Raw genomic sequence first — 18,167 nt, forward strand, 5'->3', positions numbered from 1 at the left:
AAGGGCAGTCATTGTGACTGACAAGATCGAAAAGGGTCCGGCCGAGAACCCGCCGGCCGGACCCGGCGCCTCGGGCCTCCCGTACGAGGCCATCAAGGCAATTCCGGTACGGCACTACGGCCGCTGGGTCAGCGGCGTCGTGGTCGTCGCGCTGCTCGTCTGGCTCGTCTACGCGTTCGCCAACGGCAACGTCATCTGGGCGACGGTCGGCGACAAGCTGTTCGACCCGGCGGTTCTGAGCGGTCTCGGCAACACCGTGATCATCAGCGTCTCGGCCATGGCGCTGGGCCTCGTGCTCGGCATCCTGTTCGCGGTGATGCGCCTCTCCAAGAATCCGGTGACCGGCGCCGTCTCCTGGCTCTACATCTGGTTCTTCCGCGGTACCCCGGTGTACGTCCAGCTGCTGGTGTGGTTCAACCTGTCGCTGATCTTCCAGTACATCAACCTCGGTCCGATCTACAAGAACGAGACCGTCGACATCATGACCCCGTTCATGGTCGCCCTCCTGGGCCTCGGCCTGAACGAGGGCGCGTACATGGCGGAGATCGTCCGGGCCGGCATCCAGTCGGTCGACGAGGGCCAGACCGAGGCCGCCCACGCGCTCGGCATGCCGCAGACGAAGACCATGCGCCGGATCGTGCTGCCGCAGGCGATGCGCGTGATCATCCCGCCGACCGGCAACGAGTTCATCAACATGCTGAAGACCTCCTCCCTGGTCTCGGCGGTGCAGTACACGGAACTCCTGCGGGCTTCGTCGAACATCGGCAACACGGCCGGTGCCATCATGGAGATGCTGTTCGTGGCCTCCTTCTGGTACCTGGCTCTGACCAGTGTGTTCAGCGTCGGCCAGTACTACCTGGAGCGCCGCTTCGCCCGTGGTTCCACGCGGAACCTGCCTCCGACGCCGTTCCAGCGTCTGAAGGCCAACCTGAACATGTTCCGCCGTACGGAGGTCGCGCGATGACCACTCAGCCGATGGTCAAGGCCGAGGGCGTCCACAAGTCGTACGGAGCCGCCCACATCCTGCGGGGCATCGACCTCGAGGTCGCGCCGCGCGAGGTCTTCTGCCTGGTCGGCCCGTCCGGCTCCGGCAAGTCGACCTTCCTGCGGTGCATCAACCACCTGGAGCGCATCAACTCCGGCCGCCTCTCGGTGGACGGCCAGCTGGTGGGCTACAAGCAGAAGGGCGACAAGCTCTACGAGCTGAAGGACAGCGAGGTCGCGGCCCAGCGCCGCGAGATCGGCATGGTCTTCCAGCGCTTCAACCTCTTCCCGCACATGACGGCCATAGAGAACGTCATGGAAGCCCCCGTCATGGTCAAGGGCGAGTCCAAGGCGGTGGCGCGCGAGCGCGCCATCCGGCTGCTCGACCGCGTGGGCCTGGGCGACAAGGGCGGGAACTACCCCACCCAGCTCTCCGGCGGCCAGCAGCAGCGTGTGGCGATCGCCCGCGCGCTGGCCATGGAGCCGAAGCTGATGCTCTTCGACGAGCCCACCTCGGCGCTCGACCCGGAGCTCGTCGGCGATGTCCTCGACGTCATGCGGGACCTGGCCGAGTCGGGCATGACCATGATCGTGGTGACCCACGAGATGGGCTTCGCCCGCGAGGTCGGCGACAACCTCGTCTTCATGGACGGCGGCGTCGTGGTCGAGTCCGGCCACCCGCGCGAGGTGCTGGGCAACCCCCAGCACGACCGCACGAAGGCGTTCCTGTCCAAGGTGCTGTAAGCACGGCGAACGGCCGAGAGGGGCGGTACGGGATTCCCGTACCGCCCCTCTCGTGTGCGTGGCGGGCCGCGGAAAGTTCTCACTTTCCTACAAGGCCACTACTTCAGGCCCAGGACCAGCGCGTCCGAGGGTGAGCGCCACACCGTCCGGGCCTCCGCGAAGCCCGCCTCGCGCAGGGTCCGCACGTGCCAGGCGTCGTCGGGGGTGTCCCCGTCGGCGTGCTCGCCGTAGATCTCGTACCGGCGCTTCGTCGGCTCGGCGAGCACCGGGTCGGCGGCCGCCAGGGCCCACCAGTCGGCCCAGTCCAGCGCCCCGGCCGCGCGGGCCCGGTCCATCGCGGCGTGCCGGTGGGCGCGCTCGGCGGCGTTGAGGCGCGGGGTCGCGGCGTCGGGCATGTGGTCGGCGTTCATGAAGACCCCGCCCTCGCGCAGCAGCGGGGCGAGCTGCCCGTAGAGCACGGAGAGCTGCGGGGAGTGCAGCCAGTGCAGGGCGGTGGCCGTCAGGACGGCGTCGTACGTGTCGTACGGGAGCGCCGAGGTCCAGTCGGGGTCCTTGAGGTCCGCGGTGACGAACGTGACACGGCTGTCGCCGTCGAAGTGGCCCCGTGCGATGGTCAACAGCGCCGGGTCGAGATCGACGCCCGTACTGGTGGATTCCGGGAACCGCCGGAAGACGCGGTCCGTAATACTTCCCGTACCGCACGCCAGATCCAGCACCCGGGGGGTGGGTCCCACCAGTGCCTCGACCATGTCCAGCATCACCCGGAACCGCTCCTCGCGGTCGGGCATGTACCACTCCTGCTGCCGGTCCCAGCTTTCCTGCCAGGCCTGCCAGTCGGTCGTGGTCTCCGCCATCGCTCACCCTCCAGTCGTAATACCCTCGAAGAAGTCTCGGCCGTTACTTCGAGACCCTAATCCGCAGCCGTAAGGACTACAAGTGGAACTGGCCCATTACTCGGACTATGCCGTGCGCCTGGTCAACACCGAGGAGCCGGCCCGCAACAAGGATTCGCTGACCTCGGTGGATGCCGTCCGGGCTCTGTTCGGCGCCAGCGCGCAGATGGCCCGCCGCGTCACCGACACCGACGTCACCCGCTTCCGCAACGTCCGCGGCCGGCTGCGCGCCGTCTTCGAGGCCGCCGACGGCGGCGACCACGCCCTCGCGGTCGACCTGCTGAACTCCCTGCTCATGGAGTTCCCCGTCAGCCCGCAGGTCTCCGGCCACGAGTACCTCGACGACGAGGGCCGCCCCAACTGGCACATCCACCTCGCCGACCACCCCTCGAACGCCTCCGCCGGCTACGCCGCGATCGCGTCCTTCGGCCTGGCCTTCCACCTCACCGAGCACGGCCCCGACCGGCTCGGCCTGTGCCAGGCCGCGCCCTGCCGCAACGCCTACCTCGACACCTCGACCAACCGCTCCCGGCGCTACTGCTCCGACCGCTGTGCCACCCGCGCCAACGTGGCCGCCTACCGGGCCCGCAAACGGCTGGAAGCCGAGGCGTCCGGCCAGAGCGGCCGCAGCGCCGACGCCGCCCAGGACAGCCGCGCCCTCAGCGAACTCTGATCCGCCGCGCGCGGCCGGAAGCGCAGCACCGCCGTCGCCAGCACCAGCTCCTCGGGCACCGTCCCGTAGTCGGTGCTGTCGCCGGTCTCGTTGTACGGGTTGTCCCCGAGCACCCACCAGCCGCCCGGCCGCCGCTCCACCGCCCGCTTGACCACCAACAGGTCCTGCTGGAACGGGTGGCGCAGCACCACCACGTCACCCGGGCGCACGGCCGCCCCGTACCGGACCACCAGCCGGTCCCCGTGCAGCAGCGTCGGCACCATCGAGGGCCCCGCCACCTCCAGTACCTCGAACGCCATCCGCGAGTGCCTTCTCTCCACCGTGCGCGACCTCCTCGCCCGCTCTCACCTCACTGCGCATGCTGCCGCAGCCTCCCGTACATTCGCTCACCGGTCCGGACGCCACCCTGGACTTTTGTCCTAAGCCCACGGGGCCGCTCGCGAAATCCCCTTTCCCACGGAGTAATCTCCCCTCTTGAGAAGACGATCACGAGGAGGACAAACTCCATGCTTTCCCGCCTCTTCGCCCCCAAGGCGAAGGTCTCCGCCCACTGCGATCTTCCGTGCGGCGTGTACGACCCTGCCCAGGCCCGCATCGAGGCCGAGTCCGTCAAGGCCGTACAGGAGAAGTACCAGGCCAACGAGGACGCCGACTTCCGCGCGCGCGCCATCACCATCAAGGAGCAGCGCGCCGAGCTCGCCAAGCACCACGTCTCGGTGCTGTGGAGCGACTACTTCAAGCCCCCGCACTTCGAGAAGTACCCGCAGCTGCACACCCTGGTCAACGACACCCTGAAGGCCCTCTCGGCCGCCAAGGCGTCGAACGACCCGGCGACCGGCCAGAAGGCCCTCGAGCTCATCGCCGAGATCGACCGCATCTTCTGGGAGACCAAGGCCGCCTGATCGCGGCCCGTCCCCGAGCGCGGCGAAGGGGCCCGACCGTCACGGTCGGGCCCCTTCGCCGTACCCGGGGACAGTACGTCCCACGTGTGGACTACTCGTCCTCGTCGTCCTCGTCGTCCAGGCGGGCGAGCCAGGTGGCCAGGCGTTCCACCGGGACCTCGAAGTCCGGGTTCAGGTCGACGAAGGTGCGCAGCTGCTCGGCGAGCCACTCGAAGGTGACCTCCTCCTCGCCGCGCCGCTTCTCCAGCTCCTCGATGCCGCGATCGGTGAAGTACAAGTCGGGCTCCGTGCCGTGATGAAGGTGTGCAGGGGACGTTTCCCGCCAGGATAATCCGCATACCCGGCGAGACCTCCCCTCTTGCGGGGCCCGGCGCTAGCCTGGACGGCCTCCACACCTGAGGGGGCAGGGGATGCCGGACGGGCGCACGGGCGGCACCGCGCGCGCCTTCGAGCTCCTCGAACCCCTCGTCCAGGCGGCCACCGTGCGCGTCCACGCGGCCCCGGACGGGTATGCACCCCATGGGACCGGTCCCACCTGGGGGAGTGGCTTCTTCATCGCCCCGGGCTGGGTCCTGACGTGCGCGCACGTCGTCGGTGAAGGGGGTGCAGCGGTGCGTCTCGTGGGGCGTGAGCTCGGCATCACCTTCTCCTCCGGCGCCGACGGCACCACCGGCACCGTCACCGGCCGCGTCGAGTGCGTCCTGCCCGAGCGGCTGGAAGAGCGCCGCCCCGCCCGCCGCGCCCTGTGGGACCTGCCCGACCTGGCGCTGGTCCGGGTCCTCGCCCCGATCACGCACGCCTGCGTACGGCTCACCGACCGCGGCAGACCCCGCCTCGACGAGGTCGCCTACTTCGGCTGCACCGAGGACCTCGGCGCCCCCGAGATCACCGGCCGCACCACCCGGCTGCGCGGCACCGCCGCCGGCGGCGCCGCCCTGCGCCTCGGCGACGACGACGAGATCGAGCCCGGCATGTCCGGCGGCCCGGTCGTGGACCTGGCCCGCGGCGAGGTCGTCGGCGTGGTCAAGGCCCGCCGCCACAACGGCGGCGGCGGACTGGCCGTGTCCGTCGTGCAGTTACGGACCCTCCCGCTGGCCGCCACCGGCCAGGTCGGGCTCTACCGCCGCGTCATGCAGGCCCACGACCTGTACCACTACGACCAGCACGTGAGCGACCGGGGCAGCCGCCGCACCTGGACGGACGTCCACGACGAGCTCCCGGCCCGCGAGGGCCCGTACGAGGGCCGCAGGCGGCTCACCGCCGCCGAGCGCACCACCCTGTGCGGGCTGCTGGCCGAACTGCCCCCGCCCCGCTCCTCGGAGGCCGTCCGCGCCCTGGTCGAGGCGGCCCGCGGCGAGGAGCCGGACCCCGGCCTGCCGGCCCCGCTCAGCTGGCGCGACGGGCTCGGCATGCTGCACGACCCGCCCGGCGGCGCCGGGGAGGCCGCCGCGATGCTCCGGTACGCGACCGACGTCAGCGTCGCCGACCACCGCGAGCCGCCCTCCCCGGGCGCCGACGAAGAGTTGTGGGACTGGGTACGGGCCACCGCCGAGCGGCTGTGGCGCCCCCTGCGGCGGGAGTTGGGCGAGCGGCACGAACAGGGCCTCGCGCAGCGCGACCGGCGCCGCCGCGCCCAGGCCGATCGCCATCCGTACGGGCACGCCCGGCCGCCCGGCGCCCTGCCCCAGGGGCCCTCCGTACTGCTGGAGGCCTGGGCGCACGGCTGGGAGGACGTCTACGACTGGCGCGTCTCGGTGCTCTACGGGCCCGCCCACCCCGGCCGGGTGACCCCGGTGGACTCGGGCGTACGGGCCACCCGGGCCGGTCTCGCCGAGGTGCTGCGGGTCCCGCTCGCCGAGGCCTTCCGGCGCTGCGACACCCACGACGCGGCGGCCCTCCTCGAAGTCGCCGTGGCGCCCGAGCTGTTCGGCCTGCCCGTGGACACCTGGACGGTGGCCGGCCGCACCCCGCTGGGCGTCCAGCGGCCGGTGGTGTTCCGCTACCCGGCCGGGACCGGCCGGATCCCGAACGACGACGAGGCCGACCACCGCCGGGCCGACCGCTGGACCCGCGTCCAGGCCGGTCCGCTGCTCGACGAGCGGGCCGACTGCGACCGCGGCCGCCCCAGGACCCCGGCGCCGGAATGGCTCGACACGCTGCCGGACAACACCGTGCCCGTGCACTGCCGGGCCGCCGAAGCGGAGCCTACCCGCGGCTCCCTGTACGGGGTCCGGGACGCCGGGTACGGAGTGGCCGTCACCCGGCGGCCCCCGGAGGACCCGGAGGCCGACTGCGCGCCGTTCCACCGCGGGCTGCGCGAGGAGCTGACGGAGGCGGCGCGGGGAGCGCCGCTGCCGGTCCGGCTCCAGGCACTGCGGGCACGCGCGCACGGGGCCGACCCCGACGCGTACTGGGCGGACGGGATGGCCCTCGTATGGGAGGACCCGGCCCGCGCGCTGCCCGAAGACGAGCCGCTGCAGGGCGACCTGTGACGGGCGGGAGGGGGAGGGAGCAGGCGTGAACGAGGAATGGCTCATCTACCGGGGGGTCGGCGAACCCCACGACGGGATCGAGGCCCTGCCCGATCCGCCGCCGTGGCGGGATTTCGACGGCGGCCCCGTCGGCGAGCCCGGGGGACCGGCGGACACCGCCGACGGCAACGTCGCACGGCGCCTGGGCGCGCACCGGCAGGCGGCCGAGCTGCACCGGCCCGAGCCCGAGGAGCTGGAGGCCATCAACGCGGCCCTGTACCTGCGCCGGCCGCTGCTGGTGACCGGCTACCCCGGAACCGGGAAGTCCACCCTCGCGCACGCCGTCGCCCACGAGCTGAAACTCGGCCGGGTGCTGCGCTGGCCCGTGGTCTCGCGGACCGTGCTCCAGGAGGGCCTGTACCGCTACGACGCCATCGCCCGGCTCCAGGACGTACAGATCGCCGCGAGCGGCGGCCCGTCCGCTGCGGGCCCGGGCCCCGGCCCCGGCACGCCCCCCGGCATCGGGAAGTACATCCGCCTCGGCCCCCTCGGGACGGCCCTGCTGCCCACCGAACGCCCCCGCGTCCTGCTCATCGACGAGCTCGACAAGAGCGACATCGACCTCCCCAACGACCTCCTGAACGTCCTGGAGGAGGGCGAGTTCGCCCTCCCCGAGCTCGAACGCGTCGCCGACACCGAGCCCGAGGTGCAGGTGCTCACCGACGACGGGGCGAAGGTCACCGTCCGGGGCGGCCGGGTGCGCTGCCGGGCCTTCCCCTTCATCATCCTGACCAGCAACGGCGAACGGGACTTCCCGGCCGCCCTGCTGCGCCGCTGCATCCAGCTCAAGCTCGGGCAGCCGGGCGAGAAACGGCTCGCCACGATGGTCCGCGCACACCTCGGCGAGGAGGCCGCCCAGCTCGGCGCCGACCTGATCCGGGAGTTCCTCAGCCGCTCCCAGTCCGAACTCGTCGCCGCCGACCAGCTGCTCAACGCCATCTACCTCACCCACTACGCCGCCCCGCCCACCCGGGAGGACCTCGCCGACCTGCTCATCCAGCGCCTCGACCGCCCGAGGTGAGCGCCCGTGCCCATGGACCGGCCACCCCTGCCCGCCTCCTCCGCGCCCGGCCCCTCCGCGCCCGGCCCCTCCGCGTCGGCCGCCCCGGCGCCCGGACCCGGCGGCCCGGCGCCCGTACCCGCCGCCCTGCGCGACCTCGCCGGGCTGCTGCGCGCCGCCGGGCTCGACCCCACCGCCGAGGAGCTCGCCGACGCGCTGTGGCTGGCCGGGCGGATCGGACCGCCCGGCTCCGCCGCCCCCGACCGAGGCCGCACCGCCCCGCCCCGGCGGCCGCGCACCGCGGGCGGGGCGACCCCGGCCGAGGAGGAGCCCGTACGGCCCGAGCCCGAACCGGAGGACCCGGTGCGGCTCTACGCCTCCCGGGTGCTGGGGACCGTCGCGGAGGAGACGGCCGAGTTCCCCGGCGGCGCCGGAGTGCCCGTACGGGTCCCCGGCGCCGCCGCGCTGCCCCGGATCCTGGAGATCCAGCGGGCCCTGCGCGCCCTCCAGCGGCACCGCCCGCCCGGCCCGCCCACCCGCCTGGTGCTCGACGAGCCGGCCACCGCCGAGGCCAGCGCCCGCGCCCTCGGGCTGGTCATCCCCGTACTGCGGCCGGAGAGCCGGCGCGAGGCGACCGTACGGCTCGTCATGGACGCCTCCCCGTCGATGGCCGTCTGGCACGACATGTTCGAGGAGCTGCGGTCCGTGTGCGAGCGGCTCGGCGCCTTCCGCGACGTCCAGGTGCACTACCTGCACCGGCTCGGCGACGGCCGGGCCGCCGTCGGGCGCGGACCCGGCCCCGGCACCCGGCTGCGCTCCGGGGACCAGCTGCGCGACCCCACCGGGCGGGCGCTGACCATGGTCGTCTCCGACTGCGCCGGCCCGCTCTGGCGCGAGGGCGAGGCCCAGCGGCTGCTGCACCGCTGGGCCGAGTGCACCCCCTGCGTCGTCGTCCAGCCGCTGCCGCAGCGGCTGTGGAGCCGCAGCTGGCTGCCGACGGAGCGGGGCGTCCTCACCCGCGCCGAGGGCGGCCCCGGGAAGCTGCGCTTCCGCCCCGACCGGCCGGTCCGGGGCGGGCGGCACACCGGTGGGCTCACCGTGCCCGTCCTGCCGCCCAGCGCCATCGCGCTCGGCTCCTGGGCCCGCCTCGTCGCCGGGCTCGGCACCGGGCCCGTCCCCGCCGAAGTGGGCCACGTGCTCGCCGACCACCCCGCCGCGCCCCTCCCGCCTCCGCGCGCCGTCCGTCCGCCGCGCGAGCTGGTGCGCCGCTTCCGCGCCTCCGCCTCGCCGCGCGCCGTACAGCTCGCCGTGTACCTGTCGGCGGCGCCGCTGACCCTGCCCGTGATGGCCCTCGTCCAGCGCACGATGCTGCCCGACTCGGAGCCCTCGGACCTGGCGGAGGTGCTGCTCAGCGGGCTGCTGCGGCGCGGCCAGGCCGCCGGGCAGTGGTACGAGTTCGTGCCCGGCGTCCAGGACGTCCTGCTCGGCCCGCTCGGCCGGGACGAGGCCGCGCTGGTGCTCAAGCACTGCTCCGAGTACGTGCTCGCGCACTTCGGGCGGGGCGTACGCAACTTCCCGGCCCTGGCCGTCTCCCAGCTCACCGGCGCCCCGCCGGTCGAGGAGGGCGGCGAGGAACGGGTCCCCGCCGGGCGGCTCCCGCAGGCCTTCGCCGAGGTCTCGGCCCGCGTCGTACGGCGCTACCTGCCCGGGCCGCCCGCCGGGGAGCCGGGCGTCCCCGAGCCCGTCGTCCCCCCGCCCGGGCGGGCCTGGGCGGTGCGCACGGCCCGCGACCGGCTCGCCGCGCACGACCAGGACGGCGGTGGCGGCCCGCGCGGGCTGTACGAGGCCGTCGCCGTACTGCGCCGGGCCGTCGCCGCCCCCGCCGGGCCCGGGGACGCGCCCGGCGAGGCGGAGTGCGAGCTGGCCGCCGTCCTGCTGCGGCTGTGGGCCGGACAGCGCGACCCCGAACTGCTCGCCGAGGCCGAGCGGGCGGTGGCCGGACTCGGCACCCCGCCGGCCCGGGCCGTACTCGGCCGGATCCTGTACGAGCGGGCCCTGGCGGCCGAGCCGGACCCCGGACTGCTGGCCGCGGCGGAACGGGAGTTCGCGGCCGTCGGCGGCGACCCCGACCCGGAGCTGGACCCGCGGCTGCGCCTGGACTGCGTGGTCCGCAGGGCCCGGACCCTGGTCCGCCTCGGCGAGCTCCGCGAGGACACGGGCGCGCTGCTCGAGGCGCGCTCCGCGCTGGAGGCGGTGACCGGAGCCCCCGCCGCCGACCCGGCGGTGCGGCCCGCCCTCGGCCGGGTCCTGCTCGCCCTGCTGCCCCGCACCCCCGACCCGGCGGAGCGCACGGCGCTGGCCGGGCAGGCCGCCGAGCACCTGGCGGCCGGGCTGGCCGCCGAGCCCTCGGGAGCGGCGGCCGCCCGCGAACGGGTGGAGCTGGCCACCGCCCTGCGGTACCTGCCGGCGCGGCTGGAGGAGGCGGCCGGGCAGCTCGACCTGGCCCTGGCCGAGGCCACCGGCGACCCGGAGCTGCGGCTGGCCGCCCTGGTGTGCCTGGCGCGCGTGCACCGGGCCCGGTACGCGCGGGACGCGGAGCCGGCCGCACTGGAGGACGCGGCCGAGGCGTACGGCAGGGCCCGCCGGCTGATCCCGCGCGACGCGGAGGCGTACGGGGAGCTGCTGCCCGAGTGGGGCGACGTCCTGCTGGACCGGGCGCGGGCCGCCGACGGGCGGCGGTTCACCTCGGCGGCCGTACGGGTGCTGCGCGACAGCCGGGCCGCGGTCCCGCAGTCCGACGCCCGCTCCGCGCAGCGGCTGGTGCGGCTCGCGGAGGGGCTGCGGCTGCGGCACGCGTACGAGGGGGACGTCGTGGACCTGCGGGAGGCGGAGTACCTGCTGGAACTGGCCGTCCGGCAGAGCCGCAGCCCGCTGGAGCAGGCCCGCGCCTGGCGCGAGCACGGGGACGTCCAGCAGGAGATCCACGCGCACACCCGGGCGCCGGACCGGCTGGACCGGGCCGTGGACTCCTACCGGCGGGCCTGGCGCTGCGCGCTGGCCGCGGACCGCGAGGAGCGGCGGGACGTGGCGGTGGAACTGGGGGCGCGGGTGCAGGAGTTGCGCGGCGAGGTGCTCGAACGCCTGGCGCGGCCCCGGGCGGCGCTGGACGCGTACCGCTCGGCGCTGGAGCTGTGGACCCGGCTGGGGGATCCGGCCGCCGACCGGCGGGAGGCCCTGGGATCCCGGGTCCGCACCCTGGAGGCGGGGCTGTGATCCCCGTAAGTGGGTAGTGGACCATCGACACGCGACTCGACGGGGGGACGGGCAGCCCATGGTGACTCGGCAGCATGAAGCGGAAACGGCGGGCTCCGCCTGCCCGGGGCAGTTACCGGACCTCTCCGGGTTCGATCTGGCCGCACTGCGCGGGATCGACCACCCCGTGCTGGCCCGGGTCATCGAAGGCATGGTGGAGCGGGTCACCCACCCCGCGGAGATCCTCAACGCCTTCGACTCGGGGGTGGCCTGACCCGCACCCCCTCACGCACCGCAGTCCCAAGGCCACGCAGAGCACCCACAGTTGTCCCGTTTCCGCCGTTAGCCGGTGCCGTCCGCCGGGCAGGGATGCACCGTCCGCGGCGCGGGAGGTACAGGTGATGAGGCAGACCGACACGAGCGACGCCGTGCTGCCCTCGACGCCTTCGACGTCCTCGGTGCCCTCCTTACGGAACCACCTGGTCCACGCGCCCTGGCCGTACGCCCGGCTCGACGTGCCCGCGCTCCGCGCCGCGGGCCACCGGCCGTACCCGGTACGGCAGTTCGTGCTCAAGACACGCAGCCGCTGCAACCTCGCCTGCACCTACTGCTACGTGTACGAGATGGCCGACCAGGGCTGGCGCGGCCAGCCCGCCGCCATGTCCCCGGCCACCGCCGCCCGCGCCGCCGCCCGCATCGCCGAGCACGCCGCCGCCCACGACCTGGCCCGCGTCGACCTCGTCCTGCACGGCGGCGAACCGCTGCTCACCGCCCCCGCCGAACTGGCCGCCCCCGTCGACGCCGTACGGGCCGCCCTCGCCCTGACCTCGCCGGGGACCCGGGTCACCGCCACCGTCCAGACCAACGGCACCCTGCTCACCCGGGGCCGGCTCGGCGCGCTCGCCGCCGCCGGGATACGCGTCGGCGTCAGCCTCGACGGCGGGCTGCCCGCGCACAACGCCCGCCGCGTGGACCGCACCGGGCGTCCGGGGTTCGCCGCCGCCGCCCGCGGCCTGCGCCTGCTCGCCCGGCACCCCGAGAGCTACGCCGGGGTGCTCTGCGTCGTCGACCTCGCCCAGGACCCGGTGGAGACGTACGAATCCCTGCTCGCCTTCGCCCCGCCGGTCATCGGGCTGCTGCTCCCGCTGGCCAACTGGGACACCCCGCCGCCCGGCCACCACCCGCCCCGCACCCCGTACGCCGACTGGCTCGTCGCGGTCTTCGAACGCTGGTGGCACGACGCGGTGCTGCGGACCCGGATCCGGATCTTCGAGGAGATCATCGCCCTGCTGCTCGGACTGCCCGCCGCCACCGAGACCCTCGGCCTCGCCCCCGCCGCCACCGCCGTGATCGAGACCGACGGCGGCATCGAGCAGGCCGACTCGCTCAAATCCGCCTACGAGGGCGCGGCCGCCACCGGGATGACCGTGGAGAGCCACGGCTTCGACGCGTTCCTCGACCACCCCGGGCTCGCCGCCCGCCAGCTCGGCCGCGAGGCGCTCGCCGACGGCTGCCGCGCCTGCGAGCTCGTCGGGGTCTGCGGCGGCGGCCACTACCCGCACCGCTACCGCGCCGGCGAGGGCTTCCGGCAGCCCTCCGTGTACTGCGCCGACCTCCAGGTCCTCATCCGCCACATCGCGAAGGCGCTGCACACGGCCGCGGCGCAGGCCGCCCCCGGGCAACAGCCGGGCGCCGGACAACCGGGCGCCGGACAGTCGGGCGCCGGACAGCCGGGCGCCGGACAGGCCACGGCCCCGCCGGGAGACCGGCAGGCTGCCGGCCCGCCTGCCGCAGGCCAGGCGCTCGCGCAGGCTGCCGCCCCGGGCGCGGGCCCCCTCGGCCCGCCGGCCGCAGGCCCGTCGACCGCCGCGCCGGTCAGCCCCTTGGCCGGCGGGCCGGTCGCCGCCGCGCCGTTCACCGCCGCCCCGTCATCCGCCGGCCAGGCGCCCCGGCGGGCGGCCGCCTCATGAGCGCGCCCCTGACCGGGTTCACCGTCACCTCGGCCACCCTGAGCGCCCTCGCGTCCACCGAGCCCTCCGCCGACGGCACCCGCCTGGTCCGCGACATCCGCCGCTCCAAGCGGCTCGTCCTGCTGCGCGGGGTCCTCGACGCCGCCCCCGGCGGCCGGGCGGGAGAGGCCGCCGACCACTGGGCCCTGCTGGAGGAGGCCGAACGGCACGACCCCGAAGCCGTCCGCGACGTACTGCACTACCCGGCCACCGGGGTGTGGGCCGAGGAGACCCTGCGCCGGCTGCACGCCCCGTACGGGCCCCCCGCCGACCTCGGCCACCTCGGAGCCCTCGCCGTCGCCGCGGCCCTGCGCTCCGGGATCGCCTTCAAGGCCACCCTGCGGCCCGTGCACGGCCGGCTCGTACTGCCCACCCTCGGACTGCTGCGCCCCGCCCGGCCCGGCCCGCTCGCCCTCACCGAAGGCTGCTGGGACCCCGACGACCCCGCCGCCCTCGTCCTGCACTCCCTGCCCGGCGGCCGCACCGCCCTCGACGACCTCGACCCGTACCGGGCCCCCGGGCCCACGCACCCCGGGCCCGCCCACCCGGGGCCCGTCCGCCCCGCCCGCCGGCTCACCCCCAAGGGCCACAAGCGCTGGGACACCCAGTGGTCCGGGGCGCTCACCCTGCTCGACCGCTACGACACCGCCCGCGCCGACGAGATCGGCCTGCTGCTGCGCTCCGTCGTCCCGCTGGGCGGCGGCTCCCGCTCCAGCGGCGCCACCCTGCCCGCGGCCGCCGGGTCCGTCCTCGCCCGTACGCAGGCCCCGCCCGCGCTGGCCGCCACCCTCGTCCACGAGGTCCAGCACGGAAAGCTGACCGCCCTCGCCGACATCCTGACCCTGCACACCGCCGACCGCACGCCCCGGCACTGGGCCCCCTGGCGCCCCGACCCCCGCCCGTTGGAGGGGCTCCTGCACGGCGCGTACGCCCACCTGGCCCTGGCCGGGTACTGGCAGCGCGCCGCCCTCTACGGCGCGCGCGGCGCCTGGGCCCAGCACGCCCGGATCCGCGCCCAGGTCGCCGCCGTCCTCCCCGCGCTCCACCGGCATCCACAACTCACCCCGACGGGACGGGAGTTCATCGCCGCCATGGCCCTCGCGGAACGGGCCATGGACGACCTGCCGCCGCCCGGCGACCAGCACGCCGTTGCCCGCCGCGCCGTCGACGGGGAGCGCCGCGCCTGGTGCGCACGGCACCCCGAACTCGCCCCGTTCGCAGAGGGCTGACGGACCGTCCGCTGCGGTACCTTTCAAGCCCGTCCACCGCCCGGATGCCAGGGAGACGGCCGCATGACCACCGGACTTCGCCAGGACCGAGACCGCGACGGAGCCGCGCAGCCGCAGCGCTTCGTCATCAGCTTCGCCGGGTTCAACCGGCCCTGGGCCGTGTGGATCGCCCACCGCCTGGAGGAGCACGGCCACCGCGTTGCCCTCGCCCGCTGGGACCCGCGCTCCACCCCCGGCCTCGCCCCCGCCCTGGACGACCTGGCCCGCAGCGGCAGCCGGGTCCTGCTCATCCTCAGCGAGCGCTACTTCTCCGCCGCCGCCCACACCGACGAGGAGTGGAACACCGCCCTGCGCACCGTCACCGACGCCCACCCCGACCGGTTCGCGGCCGTCTGCCTCACCGACGCGCCGCTGCCCAGCGCCGTCGCCGTACTGGAGAAGACCGACCTGTGGGGCCTGGACGCGTACGAGGCGGAGTACCGGGTGCTGCGCCGGCTCGAACTGCCCACCGACCGGATCGGCGCCGAGACCGGCCGCCGCGGGCCCCGCTTCCCCAACGACCCGCCCGAGATCTGGGGCCGGGTCCCGCGCCGCAACCCGCGCTTCACCGGCCGCAACGACGTCATCGGCCGGCTGCGCGCCGCCCTCGCCGAGGCCCCGCCCGGCGCCTCGACCGTCACCCTGCTCGGGCTGTCCGGGGTGGGCAAGACACAGGTCGCCACCGAGTACGCGTACCGCTTCGCCTCCGAGTACGACGTGGTGTGGTGGGTCCCCGCCGAGGACCGGCCCACCCTGCGCGAGCGGCTCGCCGACCTGGCTCCGGCGATGGGCCTGCCGCGCGGCGCCGGCAGCTACGGCGAACAGATCCGGGCCGTCCTGGAGGCACTGCGGCGCGGATCCCCGTACAGCCGCTGGCTGGTGGTCTTCGACGGCTGCGACAACCCCGACGACCTCACCGATCTGCTGCCCTCGGGCGCCGGCGACGTGATCATCACCTCCCGCAACCGCGAATGGGCCTCCCGGCACACCAGCCTCCTCGAAGTCCCGCTGTACGCGCGGCCCGAGTCGATCACCTTCATCCGGCGCCGGGCCCGCCGGCTCACCGGCGAGGAGGCCGACCAGCTCGCCGAGGCCCTGGAGGACTACCCCCTCGCCCTCGACCAGACCGCCGGCTGGCTCGCCGACTCCCCGCTGACGGTGGGCGATTACCTGGCCCTGCTCCAGCGCAGACTGGACTCCCGGGAGGCCGTCACCGTCTCCGACGACTACCCGCTGCCCTTCCCCACCGCCCTCGCGATACTGCTGAACAACGTCCGGGAGAACTTCCCCGACGCGCTCGCCCTGCTGCGGCTCTTCGTGTTCTTCGCGCCCGGGCCGGTGCCGCTGCGGCTGCTGCGCGAGTTCCCCGCCGCCGACGTGCCCGAGCAGCTCGCCGGGCTGATCAACGACCAGATCCGGTGGAACGCCGCCCTCAACAAGCTCGTCCAGTTCTCGGTCGTCCGCCTCGAATACTCCGACCTGTCGGTGGAGGAGGGCGGCGGACTGGAGACCGTGCAACTGCACCGCATGGTGCACGGGATCGTCCGCGAGAACCTCTCCGAGGACGAGGCCGAACCGCTCTCGCGCGCCGTCCGGCAGGTCCTCGCCGCCGCCGACCCGGGCCGCCCCTCCGACTCCCGGCTGTGGCCCCGCTACGCCGAGCTGATCCCGCACCTGGAGAGCTCCGGCGTCCTGACCAGCAGCAACCCGCGGATCCAGACCTTCCTGCTGCACTGCCTGCGCTACCTGATCCTCGCCGGCGAGTACCGCACCTGCCTGCGGCTCGCCGAGCGGACCGACGCCGAGTGGCGCACGATGCTCGGCGACGACCACGACCAGGTCCGCGAGCTCAGCTACCACTACGGCGGCGCCCTGCGGATGCTCGGCCACTTCAAGCGCGCCGAGACCCTCGCCAAATCGGTCGCCGACCGGCTGCTGGCCGAGCGCGGCGACCGGGACCTGGAAACCCTGCGCGCCACCAGCACGTACGCCGGGGTGCTGCTCAGCACGGCCAAGTTCGACCAGGCCCGCGAACTGCTGGAGCACGCCTTCGCCCGCTACCGCGAACTGCTCGGCGAGGACGACTCCACCACCCTCAACGCCGAGAACAACGTAGCCGTCGCACTCCGCCTGCTCGGCCGCTATCAGGAGGCGTACGACGCCGACCTCGACACCCTGCGCCGGCGCGAGCGGGTCCTGCGCGTACGGCACATCGCGACGCTCTCCTCCGGGATCGGCTGCGCGATGGGGCTGCGGCTGATGGGCCGCTACCGCGAGGCCCTCGCCCGGCAGGAACAGGGCCTCAAGCTCAACTCCCAGGTCCTCGGCCTCAACCACCCCCAGACCCTGCGCGCCGAGCACAACCTCGGCATGTGCCTGCGCCGCTCCGGGGACATCCCGGGCGCCGGGGCCCGGCTGCGCAGCGTCCTGGAACGCTCCACCCGAGTCTTCGGCGCGGAGTTCCCCTGGACCCTGATGGTCGCCTCGGACTACGCGACGTACCTGCGGGAGTACGGGGACATCGGCGAGGCCCGCCGGATCTCGGAGGAGGTCGTACGCGGCTACCAGACGCAGCTGGGGCTGGCCCATCCGTACAGCATCGGCACGGTGGGCAACCTCGGACTGGTGCTGCGCGCCCAGGGCGAACGGGTCGAGGCCCTCAACCTGGCGGAACAGGCCCTGGTCGGGATGCGCGGCGCGGTCGGGGACCGCCACCCCTGGACCCTGGGCTGCGCCCTGAACGCCACGGGCCACCGCAACATCACGGGCCACTTCGAGGACGCGGTGTCCCTGAGCCGGGAAACCCTCCGCGGCTGCGAGCAGATCCTGGGCCCGGACCACCCGATGACCCTGAGCGCCCAGATCGCCCTGGCCGCCGACCTCCGCTCGGTCCGCGAGGACACGGAGGCGGGCAAACACGAGGAAGCGGGCCTGAAGGCCCTGACCCGCACCCTGGGCCCCCAACACGTCCACACGGTCTCGGCCCGCCAGCAGAACCGCCCGTACTGGGACTTCGAACCGCAGCCGTAGCCCGGCGGCGGACGCGGTACGCCCGCGTCGCGTCCGGCGCCCGGTCTCGTGGCGGCACTGGCCACGAGACCGGGCGGCGGCGGGACTCTCAGCGGTCGTTCGATGCGACGACGGCGCTAGAGTCCTCCGGACCGCTCAGCCGTAATATGAGCCGGAGGCAATGTTCGGAACTCCCGGTGACGGTCACTTGAGCATGATGCTGGCGCCGAAAATGTTGCCGACCTCCGCGCATTCCTTGACGTTGGCCCGGCTGAAATAGGGGGTGCTGGCGGTGCCGCTCAGGCCTTTCGCGGTCGCAGTGCAGTACCAGTTGCTGGCCCCCTTGTACTCCACCTTGTAAACCTCGCTCTTTCCTGCCGCTATGTTTCCCGAGCACTTCGTCGCGACGTCCGTGTGGACGCAGATGTTCGCGATGGTCGCCGAGAAGTTGCTGAGGCGGAAGGCCGCGACCGGTGCCGCCTGGCTCGCGGGTGCGGTCACGATCATTCCCGCGCTGACAGCCGCCACCATCCCGGCGACCGTTGCCAGCCGGGTGCTCCGCTTGACGGTTCGAGACATGTTTCCTCCAGTTGCAGTAATTCCGTGCTGCGATATGTGAATGGACCGGCATCAAGTACGACTTGCGCCGACCGATCGCACTCAGGGATGTACGAACACGCTAGAGGCAGCAGGGGAGTTGCGGGCGTCCCATGAGGGGACGTCAGAATTCGGTAAGATCATCGGCGGCCGCCCGGGCACATAGCCATGGGCTTCCGGGTCGGTGGCGGCTCTCATCAGGAGCCGCTGATCGCGTCGAATCGCCACGCGCTCCTCGGGCCTTCTCGCCGAGGTCGTTGCGCAACCAGTCCAACGGTCCCTGAAGCAGCCGGTGGCCGCGCCGG

14 protein-coding genes and 2 pseudogenes are annotated in these 18,167 nt (G+C 74.2%); 11 read left to right on the plus strand and 5 right to left on the minus strand.

Annotation, left to right across the window (positions count from 1 at the left end):
* Nucleotides 1-13: 13 nt before the first annotated feature.
* Nucleotides 14-964: an amino acid ABC transporter permease gene (locus IF02_RS0103125; RefSeq protein WP_030153623.1), complete on the plus strand. Its 951-nt coding sequence runs from the start codon at nucleotides 14-16 to the stop codon at nucleotides 962-964.
* Entirely contained in the window at nucleotides 961-1,728 is a 768-nt protein-coding gene (locus IF02_RS0103130) for an amino acid ABC transporter ATP-binding protein (protein WP_030153624.1), read from the plus strand. The genes IF02_RS0103125 and IF02_RS0103130 overlap by 4 nt, the downstream gene beginning before the upstream one ends.
* Before the next feature lie 98 nt (nucleotides 1,729-1,826).
* Here IF02_RS0103130 and IF02_RS0103135 read toward each other — a convergent pair whose 3' ends face one another.
* A complete protein-coding gene (locus IF02_RS0103135; RefSeq protein WP_030153625.1) occupies nucleotides 1,827-2,582 on the minus strand; it encodes a class I SAM-dependent methyltransferase in 756 nt (251 codons plus the stop codon).
* An 82-nt stretch (nucleotides 2,583-2,664) separates the two neighbouring features.
* Between IF02_RS0103135 and IF02_RS0103140 the strand changes: the two genes are divergently transcribed.
* A complete protein-coding gene (locus IF02_RS0103140; RefSeq protein WP_030153626.1) occupies nucleotides 2,665-3,294 on the plus strand; it encodes a CGNR zinc finger domain-containing protein in 630 nt (209 codons plus the stop codon).
* Here the strand turns inward: IF02_RS0103140 and sodX are convergent.
* On the minus strand, nucleotides 3,198-3,593 hold the full coding sequence (gene sodX, locus IF02_RS0103145) for a nickel-type superoxide dismutase maturation protease (RefSeq protein WP_030153627.1): 396 nt from the start codon (nucleotides 3,591-3,593) through the stop codon (nucleotides 3,198-3,200). The two genes, IF02_RS0103140 and sodX, sit on opposite strands and share 97 nt — an antisense overlap.
* A 207-nt stretch (nucleotides 3,594-3,800) precedes the next feature.
* On the opposite strand from sodX, the gene sodN reads away from it, so the two are divergent.
* Nucleotides 3,801-4,196, plus strand: a complete 396-nt coding sequence (gene sodN, locus IF02_RS0103150) for a superoxide dismutase, Ni (RefSeq protein ID WP_008741558.1) — start codon at nucleotides 3,801-3,803, stop codon at nucleotides 4,194-4,196.
* Between the two features lie 91 nt (nucleotides 4,197-4,287).
* On the opposite strand, the gene IF02_RS0103155 is transcribed toward sodN, so the two are convergent.
* On the minus strand, nucleotides 4,288-4,473 hold the full coding sequence (locus IF02_RS0103155) for a DUF6104 family protein (RefSeq protein WP_010061466.1): 186 nt from the start codon (nucleotides 4,471-4,473) through the stop codon (nucleotides 4,288-4,290).
* A 133-nt stretch (nucleotides 4,474-4,606) separates the two neighbouring features.
* On the opposite strand from IF02_RS0103155, the gene IF02_RS0103160 reads away from it, so the two are divergent.
* The 5 genes and pseudogenes from IF02_RS0103160 to IF02_RS0103180 form a co-directional block, all read left to right on the plus strand.
* The gene (locus IF02_RS0103160) at nucleotides 4,607-6,688 is read left to right on the plus strand and encodes a trypsin-like peptidase domain-containing protein (protein WP_030153629.1); all 2,082 of its coding nucleotides are present in this window, start codon (nucleotides 4,607-4,609) and stop codon (nucleotides 6,686-6,688) included.
* Between the two features lie 25 nt (nucleotides 6,689-6,713).
* The gene (locus IF02_RS0103165) at nucleotides 6,714-7,748 is read left to right on the plus strand and encodes an AAA family ATPase (RefSeq protein ID WP_030153631.1); all 1,035 of its coding nucleotides are present in this window, start codon (nucleotides 6,714-6,716) and stop codon (nucleotides 7,746-7,748) included.
* Nucleotides 7,749-7,760: 12 nt separating this feature from the next.
* Complete coding sequence (locus IF02_RS0103170; RefSeq protein ID WP_051695577.1) at nucleotides 7,761-11,000, plus strand: SAV_2336 N-terminal domain-related protein; 3,240 nt, start codon at nucleotides 7,761-7,763, stop codon at nucleotides 10,998-11,000.
* 58 nt (nucleotides 11,001-11,058) lie between these two features.
* Nucleotides 11,059-11,253, plus strand: a complete 195-nt coding sequence (gene fxsA, locus IF02_RS32110; protein ID WP_037835402.1) for an FxSxx-COOH cyclophane-containing RiPP peptide — start codon at nucleotides 11,059-11,061, stop codon at nucleotides 11,251-11,253.
* 241 nt (nucleotides 11,254-11,494) lie between these two features.
* Nucleotides 11,495-12,661, plus strand: a pseudogene (locus IF02_RS0103180) (FxsB family cyclophane-forming radical SAM/SPASM peptide maturase); the annotation flags it as partial.
* A gap of 30 nt (nucleotides 12,662-12,691) precedes the next feature.
* On the opposite strand, the pseudogene IF02_RS36170 reads toward IF02_RS0103180, so the two are convergent.
* Nucleotides 12,692-12,790: pseudogene (locus IF02_RS36170) on the minus strand (hypothetical protein); the annotation flags it as partial.
* Nucleotides 12,791-12,945: 155 nt separating this feature from the next.
* Here IF02_RS36170 and IF02_RS0103185 point away from each other — a divergent pair.
* Nucleotides 12,946-14,217 (plus strand): HEXXH motif domain-containing protein, encoded by a 1,272-nt coding sequence (locus IF02_RS0103185; protein ID WP_078621832.1) that lies wholly within the window; start codon nucleotides 12,946-12,948, stop codon nucleotides 14,215-14,217.
* A 63-nt stretch (nucleotides 14,218-14,280) separates the two neighbouring features.
* A complete protein-coding gene (gene fxsT, locus IF02_RS0103190; protein ID WP_030153635.1) occupies nucleotides 14,281-17,286 on the plus strand; it encodes an FxSxx-COOH system tetratricopeptide repeat protein in 3,006 nt (1,001 codons plus the stop codon).
* A 183-nt stretch (nucleotides 17,287-17,469) separates the two neighbouring features.
* On the opposite strand, the gene IF02_RS0103195 is transcribed toward fxsT, so the two are convergent.
* Nucleotides 17,470-17,844 carry a hypothetical protein gene (locus IF02_RS0103195; protein WP_158708440.1) on the minus strand — a complete coding sequence of 125 codons (375 nt, stop codon included), beginning with the start codon at nucleotides 17,842-17,844 and terminating at the stop codon, nucleotides 17,470-17,472.
* Between the last annotated feature and the right edge of the window lie 323 nt (nucleotides 17,845-18,167).

The sequence above is a fragment of the Streptomyces sp. NRRL S-244 genome (assembly GCF_000717915.1).
Classification (GTDB): domain Bacteria; phylum Actinomycetota; class Actinomycetes; order Streptomycetales; family Streptomycetaceae; genus Streptomyces.